This window comes from Agrobacterium sp. SORGH_AS_0745 (assembly GCF_030818995.1).
Classification (GTDB): Bacteria; Pseudomonadota; Alphaproteobacteria; order Rhizobiales; family Rhizobiaceae; genus Agrobacterium; species Agrobacterium tumefaciens.
Genome location: NZ_JAUTBI010000003.1, coordinates 1539828 through 1552755 on the forward strand (window position 1 = coordinate 1539828; position 12928 = coordinate 1552755).

The following is a 12928-nucleotide window of genomic DNA, read 5'->3' on the forward strand; positions in this document are numbered from 1 at the left end:
GGCGAAAGAAAAAAGTCGCAAGCATCAACAGATCGAAGCCCGCGTCCGAAATCGACGCGGGCTTCATCGTTTCTGCAGGTTTGGCAATGCAGCAGCGAGCGCCCTTAGTGGCGCGGTCATGTGCTTGTCGCGTCTGAGGGCAAGGGCGATCCGCCGTTCGAGCGGCGGCTCGAGCGAGCGCCATTCAAGCCCCGATGCAGCACCTTCATGCTCCATCGCCATGCGTGGCACGATGGCAAGGCCAAGGCCCGCGCCGGCCAGTTTCTTGATGGCCTCGACGCTGCCCAGTTCCATGGCGGGTTGCACGGTGCGGCCGCTTGCCGAAAACCATTGATCCACGAGCTTGCGCGTATTGCCGCCCTCGTAAAGCAGCAATGGCTGTGTCGAAAGCGTCTCGGCATTCAGGATTGTTGCATCGCTGATGGTGCCAAGCGGGAAAACCGCAACCAGTTCATCGAGATGGATGTCGCTGATATCGAGGCTGCGGCCGCTGGCCGGCAGGGCCACCACCGCCGCATCGATCGTATTGGCTTCGAGAAGCCTCAGTATATCGTGGGTATTGCCGGTCTGCACGACGATGTCTATCCCCGGCATCACCTGGCGGATTTTGCCCAGCACTGGCGGCAGAAGATAGATGCAGGCGGTGGCGCCCGTGCCGATGCGCAGGCGTCCCGTCACGCCGCTGCGATGAGGGGCTACGGTATCGATGGCATGCGCCACTTCTTCCGCAATCCGTCTTGCATGGATGAGAAAGTCCCGGCCCGCCGCCGTCGGCTGCGCGCGCCTGCCGACCCGTTCGATCAGCCGCACACCGAGCTGCTTTTCCAGCAGCCGGATGTGCAGGCTGATGGCCGGCTGCGTCAGCCCCGCCTTATCGGCTGCGGCGGAAAAGCTGCCGAGTTCGGCGACATCCATGAAGCTGCGCACCTGCCGCAGATCGAGGTCCATCATCAAAGAAAACCTTATCGTTTGTATAAGACAGATAATCTTTATTTTGACTGAGCCGCAATGCACAATAATGCCGTGAATGACCACAGGACACGAGAATGACCCTTCCCACAATTTCCAGCCTTACCATCCGCCCCTGCGAGGAGGCGGATATTCCAGCCATTACCGAAATCTACCGGGATGCCGTGCTGCATGGCCGCGCCAGCTTCGAGATCGATCCGCCAAGCGTGGATATGATGCTTGAGCGCCGCCGATTGCTGGTGGAAGGCAACTACTCCTATCTCGTCGCCGAAATCGACGGAAAGGTAGCCGGATATGCCTATGCCGGCGCCTATCGTCCGCGCCCGGCCTATGGTGCTGCTGTGGAGAATTCCGTTTATATCGATCCGGCCATGAAGGGCATGGGAATTGGCCGCAAGCTGCTCGATGCGCTGATCGAGGATGCGACTTCGCGCGGCTTTCGGCAGATGATTGCGGTCATCGGCGATAGCGCCAACGCCGCCTCCATCGGGGTTCACCGCGCCGCCGGTTTCGAGCATGTCGGCACATTCAAGTCCATCGGATGGAAACACGGCCAGTGGCTGGACACGGTGCTGATGCAGCGCGCGCTGGGCGATGGCGACACCACGCCCCGTTTCTGAAACCTCAGGGCTTGGTGGAGCCGGGGATTTCAACCTTCAGCGTATCGCCGGCAAGCTCGCTGCCGAGTTCGACGGCCTTGGTCTTCTTGTCGTAAACGCAGATATGGCTGATCGTCGCATCCGCGCCCTTGGCCTTGCCGGTGAGGACGGCGAGGCCATAATTCTCGCTGCCCACCGGATCGACCACCACCTTGGCGTCCTCGATCATGTCTTTGCCGGCGCCAAGGCACGCCGTCTGCACATCCGCCACGAATTCCTTCCAGGCATCGTCAGACGATGCGACGGCGGGTAGCGCCAGCGAGGAGAAGACGGCGAAAAGCAGCGCGCGATGGATCATGGGGCGGGTCATGGAATTTCCTTCCTGCAATTTCATCAAAAGCGAACCGATAGGGTGGAAAACAGTACGCCAGGGTTGTGAAACAAATGTGGTGGCGGCTGGCTTGAGAGGAATTTTCTCTTTTGTCGGAACATTTTGATATTTCACAGGTTGCCCAAACAGAGGTTCGCTCCTATGGTCCGCTCACACGGTTTCTAGGAGCGGTAACCCGCTGCAAAAAGGAGTAAAAACCATGGCCTTCGAACTTCCTGAACTCCCCTACGACTACGACGCGCTTGCACCATACATGTCGCGCGAGACGCTCGAGTTCCATCACGACAAGCACCACAAGGCATATGTCGACAACGGCAACAAGCTGGCGGCGGAAGCCGGTCTTTCCGACCTTTCGCTTGAGGAAGTCGTGAAGAAGTCCTTTGGCACCAATGCTGGTCTCTTCAACAATGCTGCCCAGCATTACAACCACGTCCATTTCTGGAAGTGGCTGAAGAAGGACGGCGGCGGCAACAAGCTGCCGGGCAAGCTGGAACAGGCGTTCGCCTCCGATCTCGGCGGTTACGACAAGTTCAAGGCTGATTTCATCGCTGCCGGCACCACGCAGTTCGGCTCGGGCTGGGCATGGGTTTCCGTCAAGAACGGCAAGCTCGAAATCTCCAAGACCCCGAACGGCGAAAATCCGCTGGTTCATGGCGCAGAACCGATCCTCGGCGTCGACGTATGGGAACACTCCTACTACATCGACTACCGCAACCTGCGTCCGAAGTACCTCGAAGCCTTCGTCGACAACCTCATCAACTGGGACTATGTCCTGGAGCGTTACGAAGCCGCTTCCAAGTAAGTTTTGCGGATTGTAATTTTTTGAGCACCCGGCCCCCCAAAGGCCGGGTGTTCTGCTTTTGAGGTCGACAATCCAGCGTGTCGCTCCCATTTGTCACAAGCCTGTCATCCGCCCGGTTTATCGCGGCGCATCATGACTGAAAAAACCACACCGCTATTCTCATTCGGCATTGTTGCCGATCCCCAATATGCCGATGCCGAACCCCGCCCGGATATGGGCCGGTATTATGCCGAAAGCCCGAAAAAGCTTGGCGAAGCGATCGACGCCTTCAATCGCGAGGAACTGGCCTTCGTGGTAACGCTGGGCGATATCATCGATCGCGGTTTTGAAAATTTCGATGCGATCCTTGGCGTCTACGAGCAGCTTCGCCACCCTTCGGTGATGCTGCCGGGAAATCACGATTTCGCCGTTGCCGCCGAACACCTGTCCGCCATCCATGCCCGCCTCGGCATGGCGTCGCCCTGGCACGATTTCACCATCGATGAGATACGTTTCGTGGTGCTTGACGGCAACGAGGTCAGCCTGTTTGCCCCGCCGCCCGGCGATCCACGCCGCACGCTAGCGCGAGAGCGTCTGAAGCACCTGCAAGAGGTGGGTGCGATCAATGCGCAGGACTGGAATGCGTCGCTCAGCGACGAACAGTTCGAATGGCTGCGGACCGTTCTGCAAAAGGCGGATGCGGCGGGTGAAAAAGTGGTCATTCTCTGCCACTATCCGGTCTATCCGAACAACGCCCATAATATGTGGGACGCGCCCCGCATCCTCGATCTTCTGGATGTACACCCTTCGGTCGTCGCATGGTTCAGCGGCCATAATCATGAGGGCAATTACGGGGTGCAGGGCAACACTCACTTCGTCAACTTCAAGGGCATGGTGGATACGCCCGACCAGAACACCTTCGCCATTGCCGATGTGTTTGCCGACCGAATCGTCATCCGCGGTTTCGGGCGCGAGGACGATAGGGTGCTGGAGCATTTGCGGCATAACGCTGACGTGCTTTGAAGTCAGCACCACCCTCTCAACCGTCATTACTGTCCCTGTCACAGGAATGACGGTTGAGACGGAGGCACCGACACACAAAGAAGGTTGAAAGACGCGCTAAATCAGTTGCTTTACGCGCCGGCTTGATTCGTCGTTCGTTCCGAAGTCCCCAGCTGATTGCTCTGCCAGCCGCTCATCCACAATTGCCGCAACCTTTCGCCTTCCATCTTGAAAAAGCTGCCGGTTGTCTTGCAGGTCAGAACGCGGTCGGAGCGGAAATTGCGGATCGCTTGCCTGAGCTCGCACCAGGCGACGATATTGGTCGTCTCCGAATAATAGATCATGGCGATGGGCCGGATCTGTCGCCGGGTCTCGGTACCGGTTTCATCGCCATAGGTTATGTCCAACCGCTCCTCGTCGCGCACCGCCCGCCTGACCATGGCAAGATCGACGCCGGCGGGTGAGGGCGCGATGCTGCCCCAGGCGTGCAGGGCATTGGCCGACAGGGTTTTCGACAGGGGTTCTGGCAGGGATGCGGCAATCTTGTCGCTGACCTTTTTGGCCGCCTGCCGCAATTCGGTATCGCCCGTGCGCGCGACCATGGCGAGCGCAAGCACGATCGCCTCCGTCTCCTCGATGGAAAACATCAGTGGCGGCAGGTTGAAGCCGGGACGCAGGATGTAACCGACGCCGCGTTCGCCTTCGATCGGCACGCGCATGGTTTGAAGGGCCGAAATATCGCGATAGACCGAGCGCACCGTGACCTCCAGTGCCTCGGCAATGGTCTGCGCGGTGATCGGCCTGCGCGCCACCCGCAGGATCTGGATGATCTCGAACAGTCTCGATGCCTTGCGCATTGCCGTTTTTCCCGGTGGTTTCCCAACGCAACTGACACAACGCTGTCAGTTGGCTTTTCCTATAAGCAGCAAAACACATTGAGAAACATGAGTTTTCTCGAGTGTGTCGCAAACTGTCTTGGGAGATACTGACATGAGTTACGCCGAAAATCTCTGGCTTTTCTTTCTGGTCCTGTTCGGCATCATCATCCTGCCGGGCATGGATATGCTGTTCGTGCTGGCAAGTGCGTTGACGGGTGGCAAAAGAACCGGGCTTTCCGCCGCAAGCGGCATGAGCGCCGGCGGCATGGTGCATTCACTTTACGGTGCGTTTGGCGTCGGCATGCTTGCCGCCTGGATGCCGTCGCTGTTCCTGCCGCTGCTGGTCGCCGGCGCCGCTTACATGGTCTGGATCGGCATCGGCCTTATGCGCAGCGCTATCACCGTCAATGGCGATGAGGCGCAGGCGAGCGCCTCTGTCAGAAAGGCGTTCTGGCGGGCCGTGCTCACCTGCCTTTCCAATCCGAAAGCCTATCTCTTCATGATGGCGATCTATCCGCAATTCCTCAACCCCGACTATGGTCCAATCTGGATGCAGGGGCTGGTAATGGGCGCGATGGTGGCCATTACGCAGTTCACGGTCTATGGCGCTCTGGCGCTGACGGCGGATAAAAGCCGGGCATGGCTCGTTTCCTCGCCTGCCGCGACGATTTTCATCGGCCGCGCCGCCGGTTTCATGCTGATTGCCGCAGCCCTGGTTACGCTTTGGGAAGCTCTCTCCTAGACTTCTGTTTTCTTGGGGAAATTCACTGCAATGTGACTTCTTTTCGCCATGCGGAAAGGGCATCCTCGCGCCGTTATCGCGCGTTCGGCATCTGCCGGAATCAAGGAGAGAGTGTATGAAACTGAAAACCATCGCGGCGGCCATGCTTTTCGGCTGTCTTTGCGCCGGAGCGGTCTACGCTGCCGGCGAAGTCGAAAAACGTGAAGGCATGATGAAGCAGATCGGCGGCTCCATGGGGGCGCTTGCTGCCATCTCCAAGGGCCAGAAGCCTTATGACGCCGAAGCCGTAAAGGCTGCCGTGACGACCATCAGCACCAACGCCAAGGCTTTCCCTGACCAGTTTCCCCCGGGCAGCGAGACCGGCAGTGCTGCGGCACCCGCGATCTGGGAAAATTTCGATGACTTCAAGTCCAAGGCCGCCAAGCTCGGTGCCGATGCGGACAAGGTCCTCGCCAGCCTTCCCGCCGATCAGGCAGGCGTCACCACCGCCATGCAGACCCTCGGTGCCGATTGTGGTGCGTGCCACCAGACTTACCGTCTGAAGAAGTGATCCTATTAAGAACGCCGCTTCCCGGCGGCGTTTTTTTCAGCGGGAATGATGCCTGATCTCATCAGGTGATAATGGGGAGAGGGGTCATGGCCTCCATTTGGACGAAGCTCGCGGGCGGGATCGCGGTGGCGGCCATTGCCGGTTTCGGCATTTTCGCCTGGATCACCGCGCCTGTGCGTCAGGCACCCAGCCACTGGGTGAGCCTTGGCGAGCCGGACCTTGCCAATGGCGAAACGCTGTTCTGGGCGGGTGGCTGCGCAAGTTGCCATGCGGCACCAGATGCCAAGGGCGATGCGCTTTTGACGCTTTCGGGCGGGCAAGCGTTGAAAAGCCCCTTCGGCACCTTCCATGTGCCCAATATTTCCTCCGATCCGCAGCATGGCATTGGCGGCTGGACGCTTTCGGAATTCGGCGATGCGATGACGCGCGGCGTCGGCAAGAACGGCGAACATCTCTATCCGTCCTTCCCTTACGCCTCCTATGCCCGCATGACGCAAAAGGACATCAACGACCTCTTCGGTTATTTGCGGGTTCTGCCCGCCAGCCAGAATGACGCGCCGGATCACGAACTGCCGTTCCCCTTCAACATGCGCATGGCATTGGGCGGCTGGAAATTCCTCTATTTCGATACATCCGCGCCACCCCGCGTCGAGCTTGCCGATGCCAATGCCGAATTGCTGCGCGGCCAATATCTGGTGGAAGGCCCGGGCCATTGCGGCGAATGTCACACGCCGCGCAATGCGCTTGGCGGTTTTCTCGATGGCAAATGGCTGGCCGGTGGTCCCAATCCCGAAGGCGAGGGCCGCATTCCCGATATCACCCCCGGCTCGCAGAGCGTCGGAAGCTGGGAGGCGGCCGATATTGCCAACTATCTGGAAACCGGCTTCACCCCGGAATTCGACAGCGTCGGCGGCTCCATGGTCAAGGTGCAGCAGAACATGGCGCATCTGACGGCCGAAGACCGCAATGCGATCGCCGCCTATCTTAAGGCCATCCCGGCACGGTAGCCCTTTGCCGTCATGCCGGACTTCATCCGGCATCCAGCCACGGCGCGCAATTCTCACGCCGGCCTGCCATTGACTCCCACCCACACCCATCGGATAACGATCCTGTGATGGTTCCTTCCGGGCGTTCCGGAAGGTGAAAAGGGAACACGATAGGGAGACATCCTCATTCGTGGCTGCCCCCGCAACTGTGAGCGGAGAGCCTGAAACGAAATGCCACTGGTAAGCATCTCGCCGGATATGGGCGAGGGCAATGCCGGGAAGGTGTTTCAGGTTTTGACCCGTAAGCCAGGAGACCTGCCATCACGGAAATGTCCATGCCGGCGGGGTGTCCGGAAGAGCGGAATTTCAGGGTGGTGGCGCTTGAACGTGCCGCCCTGTGTCAGTCTCGTATCCCCGTGGTGAAGTGTATCGCATGCGGCTGCACGGCGTTTGCCGTTCCGCCGCGTCTAAAGGCGCGGGGTCGCGCCGTAAGAGGGGTCACCATGTCCATCAACCAGAATACGGCAAATGCCGCCGTTTCAGCAAAAACGGGCAGCTTCGCGCAATCGCTGACGGCGATCGTGCTTGGTCTGTTCGTCATCGGTTTTGTCGGCTTTTCGCATGTGGAAGCCGTTCACAACGCCGCGCATGACACGCGTCATGCCAATGCTTTCCCTTGCCATTGAGGGGAAAAAGCATGTCGTTCTTTCGCAATATCGTTTTTACCGCCGTCCTCGTCGGCATCGTTGGCGGCTTCGCCGTTTCGGCCATGCAGGCTTTCGGCACCACGCCGCTGATCCTGAAGGCGGAAACCTATGAAAATGCCGGTGGCGAAGCGCCCCACAGCCATGATGCTCCGGCCACGACCGGCGCTGCCGTTCCCGCGCACGAACATAATGAGGAAGCCTGGTCTCCGGCCGACGGCTTCGAGCGCACCGCCTATACGGTCGCCGCCAACGTGCTGACCGCCATCGGTTATGCGCTGGTGCTCACCGGCCTCATCTCGCTGCGCGGCACCGATGCCGGCTGGCGCGAAGGCCTTTTGTGGGGTGTGGCCGGTTTTGCCGCCGTCATGCTTGCGCCGATGATCGGCCTGCCGCCGGAACTGCCGGGCAGCCCGGCGGCCGCGCTTGAGGCGCGTCAAATCTGGTGGCTTTCGACGGTTGCGGCGACCGCAGGCGGCATTGCGCTGATCGCATTCCGCCGCGAACCCTGGGCAATCGTGCTCGCACTGGTGTTGATCGTTGCTCCACATGCGGTGGGCGCGCCCCTGCCGCCGGAAGGTGAACATGCGCTGGCGCCGCTGCCGCTGGAACGACAGTTCATCGTTGCCGCCACCGTGACCAGCTTTGTCTTCTGGGCCTTGCTCGGAACATTGAGCGCGTTTTTCCTGAAACGCTTCCAGCAGGCTTGAAACCATGCAGGACGCAGCGGAATGGAGTGAGGAACTCGACGCGCTGCGTTTTGCTGTTCCCGGTCACGGCGCTTTCTGCGCCGTGCACCGCCTTGCTTTCAAGGCAGTCCTTGGCGTCAGCCCGGAACGGGAAGCGGCGCTCGCCTATTTTCATGAGAATGAGGCTGCCTTTACGGCCGCAGCCCTTGCCAAGATAAAACGCTCGGCTTTGCCGGCCGGTCGCAGTCTGCATCTCAACAGCCGCGATATCCGCCGTGCGATTGCGGGGGAGGGCGGGGATGTCGCGCCCCGTGTCTGCCGGGTGCTTGATCAGGGGTGATTTGTGATGGTCTCGCGGCTTAACTTCTCCACCACCCTCATTCCTGTGACAAGCACAGGAATGAGGGTGGGAGGATCCGCAAAACTCCCGACACCAAGGTGAGCCTCACCGGTGCTCCGCCGCAAAAATTCCAAGTTCCGCCTCGGCTTCCGGACCAAAGAGGCCGAGGTGTTTCAGAATTTCCACTGCGAAACTGACGGGTGCACTGCCGGCTGCGGTTACGATTCCGCCATCGCTGACCGCCTTCGGCTGGTCGCGATAGAGCGCTTCGCCGCGATAGGACGGATAGGCTTTGTGAGAGGCGAGCGAATTTCCGGTATGGGCGACGTCATCAAGGGCGCCCGTGCCTGCAAGCGCGCTGGCAGCCGCGCAGATGCCGGCAACCAGCCGGCCCTTCTCGCGAAACCGCTGCACCAGCCCGCAAAGATCGACAGCCGTTCCCTTTTCCCAGCTGAGACCGCCGGGAATGACGAGCGCATCGATGTTAGCAGGATCAAGCGCGTCATAGGATGTGTCGGGCGTAACGTTGAGCCCGCCCATTGAAACCACGGGCCGGCCGTCCGGGGTTGCGTAAACGATCTCGGCGCCGAGATAGCCGCGCGCGGCGGCGGCAAGCAGCGCCGGTTCCCAGTCCGCAAAATCCTGCGCAAGCGCAATGGCAATCCGTGTCATGACCGTCTCCAAAGGTTGCAATCAGGCGATAGACTGCATGTAGCGCATGCCGGTGACCGGGCGCGGCGCGAAATCCATGCTTTCGTAGAAACGATGCGCGGCGACATTGCCGGTCGTGGCGCTGACGGAAAGATAGTCGCAACCGAGGCGCTTGGCGATATCGCGGGCGCGGGAAACCAGGTGCTGGCCGGTGCCATGGCCGCGGTGACCGTCACGCACGAAAAGATGGTGCAGCTCAAGCCCGCGGCGGCCTTCCTGCGCCCTGTAGAGCGGCAGCATCAGGGCGTAACCGATCAATGCGCCGTCGGCTTCCGCCACCAGCCCATGCACCCAGGGAAGCGGGCCGAACAGGTCGCGTTCCAGTTTCGCCGACGTAATCGCCGCCGCATCGCCATGAAAGGTGGCAAGCAGGGTGATCATCTCATTGAGCTCAGGCAAATCGGTCTTGCGTGCGCCACGAATGATGACGACGGGCGGTCTTTCCAGTGTAAGGGAACTATCTTCGGTCATTTTTCTGGTCCTTCGGTTTTATCGGTGCCGTCAGGACGCTTGAAAAACAACAAAGCCGCCTGACGGCGGCTTGTTGACAAAATGATCTGTCGAGCCGCCCTTTACAGGTAGGCCCAAAAGTACGAGCAGGAGATGGGTGCGCGTTCGTTGATCATGTCCATGCAATGCGCTCGAATCTGAAATCTGTCAAGCCTGCTCTTCAGCATCAATGCTCCCCTTCGCACATGCCATGGTCGGAAAGCGCGCGGATGACATAACAATCCTCGATCGAATGACCATGGCAATGGGAGACGATACGTTCCAGCTCATGCTCGAGCTTCTTGAGGCTGCTGATTTTTTCGCGCACATGGGCGAGGTGTTCGGCGGCAATGCGGTCCGCACCCTCGCACGGCATTTGCCGGTGCTGGCTGAGCGCAATCAATTCTTTGATAGCGTCAATATTGAGCCCGATATCGCGGGCATGGCGGATGAAAGCCAGCCTTTCGAGATCGGATTTTTCGTAACGGCGCTGGTTGCCTTCCGAGCGGTCTGCCTCGCGGATGAGGCCCATCTGCTCATAATAGCGGATCGTCGGAACCTTCACGCCGGTACGTTTGGACAATTCACCGATGGACAGCATTGCCTTCTCCATATCCTCAAGAGCAGCCGGGACAAGAACGAGCCGGATGCTCTAGTCTCTAGAGATATAGCTTTTCAGCCTGCCGTTCAATGGGTGTCAGGCGGCAGCATCCACGCCGAGTGCCTGCGCCAGGGCTTTGAGAACTTCTGTCTCGATGCTGGAGGCGGCGTCAGGCTGCGCTGATGCGGCGATATCTACCGCCGGTTCGGTTGTGGCCTGTGCGCCGCTGTCCAGGTTCCAAAGTGCTGCGGCAAGTCCGGCGGAAACGCTGGCGGCGGCAGGTGCGGCGGAAACGGCAACGCTCTCGGCGCTGGAAATCGCGCGGTGTGCCGCCCGTGTCAGTTCCAGCAAGGCCTCGGTGGTTGCATTTGTTTCCCTGGTCTTTGTCGGCTCAAGGGTTCGGACCGGAGTTGCGTAATAGCTGCTGGTTGTTGCTGCGATAGTCGTCATGACTGAGTCCCCTAAGTTTCATGGGGTATTTTTAGGGGTCGAAACATTCGCGAAGGTTGCGTCGCGCAGGGCTTGAACCAAAAAACATCGCAATATAGTATACCCCCCTATAGTATATGAGGTACTCATGTCCCATACGATCCGCAACAAGGAGAAGCTTCTCGCTCGCATCCGTCGCCTCAAGGGGCAGATGGAGGCGGTGGAGCGTGCTTTGGACGATTCCAAGCCCTGCGGCGAGGTGCTGCAATTGCTGGCCTCGGTGCGCGGTGCGCTTTCCGGCCTGACGGGGGAGGTGATGCAGGAACATCTGCATGAGCACGTCGTGCACGCCGAAAATGAAGACGAGCGGGCGCGTGCGGCGGAAGAGCTGGCCCAGGTGCTGAAGACCTACATCCGCTAACCTCTCTCCCAAAAGTGTCCGCGGCTTTGGGAAAAGACATGCGTGAAACAGAATATTCCAGGATCGAACAGGATTAGCGACATGACGACGACATCCGAATTTTCCGCAGCGTCCGGCCACGACCATGTTTTCCTAGGCCGGAACCATGAGCGCAATGAAAAGCGCGTGTGGATGGTGATTGCGCTGACCACAGTCATGATGGTGGCTGAGATCGTCGCCGGCCACTGGTTCGGTTCCATGGCGCTGACGGCGGATGGCTGGCACATGTCCACCCATGCGGGCGCAATGCTCATCTCGGCGCTGGCCTATCTCTATGCCCGGCGCGAGGCGCGCAATCCGCGCTTCACCTTCGGCACCGGCAAGTTCGGTGATCTCGCCGGTTTTGCCAGCGCCATCGTGCTGGCGGTGGTGGCGCTGCTCATCGCCGTCGAAAGTGCGATGCGGCTTTTCAATCCTGTTCAGATCGACTTCAATCAGGCGATCCTCGTCGCCGTCATCGGTCTTATCGTCAATCTCGTCAGCGCCGTGCTGTTGAAGGATGACCACGATCACGGCCATGGCCATGGTCACGCACATGGTTCGCATGCCCATCACGGCCATGGCAGCCACGCCCATCACGATCACGGCTCGCACGCGCATCACGGCGAGCACGGAGCGAAGGGCGGCAGGGACAATAATCTGCGCGCAGCCTATCTGCATGTACTCGCCGATGCGCTGACTTCCGTTCTCGCCATTGTCGCGCTGCTGCTCGGCAAGTGGAACGGCTGGTCCTTCCTCGATCCGTTGATGGGTATTGTCGGCGGTGTGGTGATTGCCCGCTGGTCATGGGGACTCATTCGCTCCACGGCAACGACGCTGGTTGATGCAGTTCCGCTGACGGAGGACTTGCCGCAGGAAATCCGTGAAAGCGTGGAAACGGAAGAAGATCGCATCACCGACCTGCACGTCTGGCAGGTGGGGCCGGGGCATCACGCCGCCATTGTCGCCATCCACTCGCAGGTGCCGAAGGCACCGGCTTTCTACAAGCAGAAGCTTGCAGCCATACATGAACTCTCACATGTAACGGTGGAGGTCAGCCCGGCAAGGGCCTGATCGGAATCATCTATTCGTATTCGGAATAGGCGCTGCGCACCCATTCGGCCTGCGCTTCTGCCTTGTCCTCGGCGGAGGTCGCAGCCGGCGTGTGGGCCGGCGCGCTGCCATTGCCGACGGCCCACAGCACGTTGGCCAGCGAACGGGAAAGAACGGTGCTGGAAACGGTCGGGTTGCCGGGGCCGCGTTTTACGGCTTGTTCTTCGGGCGCGCTCTGCGCGCTGCCGGGTTTTTCGATGTCGCGGACACGAGCCTGATAATTGTATCCGCCAATATTGCTTTCGATCTGCATGCCAGTGATTCCGCGTTCAAAAGTTAACAAATGGTTAACAGCGGCGGCTTGCCCGAAGCTTGCGCTTGCTGCATTGCAATGTCGTTCCCGGCTTGACACGTGGCAAAGGGGTGCTTCGTTTTTGCATGGTTGGATGGGAAGGCGGGCATTGCCGGCCTTGCCCACACTTCGCGTCGTGCTCGCCATGGCGACCCTGTTGTGCCGCTCAAACTCTGGCGCCAAACACCCCACTCCCGTCATGCCGGCTCTAGGCCGGTATGAC

General features: G+C 59.8%; 19 protein-coding genes and 1 riboswitch. Of the genes, 11 read left to right on the plus strand and 8 right to left on the minus strand.

Translation table 11 applies throughout. The features are described 5' to 3' along the window. Window positions 1-63: 63 nt before the first annotated feature. Window positions 64-951, minus strand: a complete 888-nt coding sequence (locus QE432_RS17195; RefSeq protein ID WP_065702667.1) for a LysR family transcriptional regulator — start codon at window positions 949-951, stop codon at window positions 64-66. A gap of 95 nt (window positions 952-1046) precedes the next feature. Between QE432_RS17195 and QE432_RS17200 the strand changes: the two genes are divergently transcribed. Next, window positions 1047-1589 (plus strand): GNAT family N-acetyltransferase, encoded by a 543-nt coding sequence (locus QE432_RS17200; protein WP_003511952.1) that lies wholly within the window; start codon window positions 1047-1049, stop codon window positions 1587-1589. A gap of 4 nt (window positions 1590-1593) precedes the next feature. Here the strand turns inward: QE432_RS17200 and QE432_RS17205 are convergent, their stop codons facing one another. Further along, a complete protein-coding gene (locus QE432_RS17205) occupies window positions 1594-1938 on the minus strand; it encodes a hypothetical protein (RefSeq protein ID WP_173994939.1) in 345 nt (114 codons plus the stop codon). Window positions 1939-2158: 220 nt separating this feature from the next. Between QE432_RS17205 and QE432_RS17210 the strand changes: the two genes are divergently transcribed. Further along, on the plus strand, window positions 2159-2761 hold the full coding sequence (locus QE432_RS17210; RefSeq protein WP_003511955.1) for a superoxide dismutase: 603 nt from the start codon (window positions 2159-2161) through the stop codon (window positions 2759-2761). Window positions 2762-2893: 132 nt separating this feature from the next. Next, the gene (locus QE432_RS17215; RefSeq protein ID WP_080799133.1) at window positions 2894-3763 is read left to right on the plus strand and encodes a metallophosphoesterase; all 870 of its coding nucleotides are present in this window, start codon (window positions 2894-2896) and stop codon (window positions 3761-3763) included. Window positions 3764-3873: 110 nt separating this feature from the next. On the opposite strand, the gene QE432_RS17220 is transcribed toward QE432_RS17215, so the two are convergent. Continuing rightward, entirely contained in the window at window positions 3874-4599 is a 726-nt protein-coding gene (locus QE432_RS17220; protein ID WP_065702661.1) for a helix-turn-helix transcriptional regulator, read from the minus strand. 133 nt (window positions 4600-4732) lie between these two features. Here QE432_RS17220 and QE432_RS17225 point away from each other — a divergent pair, with 133 nt between their 5' ends. The 6 genes from QE432_RS17225 to QE432_RS17250 all read left to right on the plus strand — a co-directional run bounded on the left by QE432_RS17225 (window position 4733) and on the right by QE432_RS17250 (window position 8631). Next, entirely contained in the window at window positions 4733-5362 is a 630-nt protein-coding gene (locus QE432_RS17225) for a LysE family translocator (protein ID WP_306625066.1), read from the plus strand. 115 nt (window positions 5363-5477) lie between these two features. Next, window positions 5478-5912 (plus strand): c-type cytochrome, encoded by a 435-nt coding sequence (locus QE432_RS17230; protein WP_035197982.1) that lies wholly within the window; start codon window positions 5478-5480, stop codon window positions 5910-5912. Window positions 5913-5998: 86 nt separating this feature from the next. Next, on the plus strand, window positions 5999-6919 hold the full coding sequence (locus QE432_RS17235) for a c-type cytochrome (protein ID WP_121556455.1): 921 nt from the start codon (window positions 5999-6001) through the stop codon (window positions 6917-6919). A gap of 91 nt (window positions 6920-7010) precedes the next feature. After that, window positions 7011-7235: riboswitch (cobalamin riboswitch) on the plus strand. A 166-nt stretch (window positions 7236-7401) separates the two neighbouring features. Beyond that, window positions 7402-7584, plus strand: coding sequence for a CbtB domain-containing protein (locus QE432_RS17240; protein WP_065688102.1), 183 nt, complete (start codon window positions 7402-7404; stop codon window positions 7582-7584). 11 nt (window positions 7585-7595) lie between these two features. After that, the gene (locus QE432_RS17245) at window positions 7596-8312 is read left to right on the plus strand and encodes a CbtA family protein (protein ID WP_306625068.1); all 717 of its coding nucleotides are present in this window, start codon (window positions 7596-7598) and stop codon (window positions 8310-8312) included. 4 nt (window positions 8313-8316) lie between these two features. Further along, window positions 8317-8631 carry a hypothetical protein gene (locus QE432_RS17250; protein ID WP_080799128.1) on the plus strand — a complete coding sequence of 105 codons (315 nt, stop codon included), beginning with the start codon at window positions 8317-8319 and terminating at the stop codon, window positions 8629-8631. A 105-nt stretch (window positions 8632-8736) separates the two neighbouring features. On the opposite strand, the gene QE432_RS17255 is transcribed toward QE432_RS17250, so the two are convergent. From QE432_RS17255 to QE432_RS17270, 4 genes are all read right to left on the minus strand, one after another. Further along, on the minus strand, window positions 8737-9303 hold the full coding sequence (locus QE432_RS17255) for a type 1 glutamine amidotransferase family protein (RefSeq protein WP_306625070.1): 567 nt from the start codon (window positions 9301-9303) through the stop codon (window positions 8737-8739). A gap of 21 nt (window positions 9304-9324) precedes the next feature. After that, window positions 9325-9813 carry a GNAT family N-acetyltransferase gene (locus tag QE432_RS17260; RefSeq protein ID WP_306625072.1) on the minus strand — a complete coding sequence of 163 codons (489 nt, stop codon included), beginning with the start codon at window positions 9811-9813 and terminating at the stop codon, window positions 9325-9327. Window positions 9814-10018: 205 nt separating this feature from the next. Then, window positions 10019-10432, minus strand: coding sequence for a MerR family transcriptional regulator (locus QE432_RS17265; RefSeq protein ID WP_065658158.1), 414 nt, complete (start codon window positions 10430-10432; stop codon window positions 10019-10021). Window positions 10433-10528: 96 nt separating this feature from the next. Then, window positions 10529-10882 (minus strand): hypothetical protein, encoded by a 354-nt coding sequence (locus QE432_RS17270; protein ID WP_111783235.1) that lies wholly within the window; start codon window positions 10880-10882, stop codon window positions 10529-10531. Window positions 10883-11009: 127 nt separating this feature from the next. Between QE432_RS17270 and dmeR the strand changes: the two genes are divergently transcribed. Next, window positions 11010-11282 carry a Ni(II)/Co(II)-sensing transcriptional repressor DmeR gene (gene dmeR / locus QE432_RS17275; RefSeq protein ID WP_003494395.1) on the plus strand — a complete coding sequence of 91 codons (273 nt, stop codon included), beginning with the start codon at window positions 11010-11012 and terminating at the stop codon, window positions 11280-11282. A gap of 81 nt (window positions 11283-11363) precedes the next feature. Continuing rightward, entirely contained in the window at window positions 11364-12374 is a 1011-nt protein-coding gene (gene dmeF, locus QE432_RS17280; protein ID WP_025592771.1) for a CDF family Co(II)/Ni(II) efflux transporter DmeF, read from the plus strand. 10 nt (window positions 12375-12384) lie between these two features. On the opposite strand, the gene QE432_RS17285 is transcribed toward dmeF, so the two are convergent. Continuing rightward, window positions 12385-12852, minus strand: coding sequence for a hypothetical protein (locus QE432_RS17285; RefSeq protein ID WP_013635687.1), 468 nt, complete (start codon window positions 12850-12852; stop codon window positions 12385-12387). Between the last annotated feature and the right edge of the window lie 76 nt (window positions 12853-12928).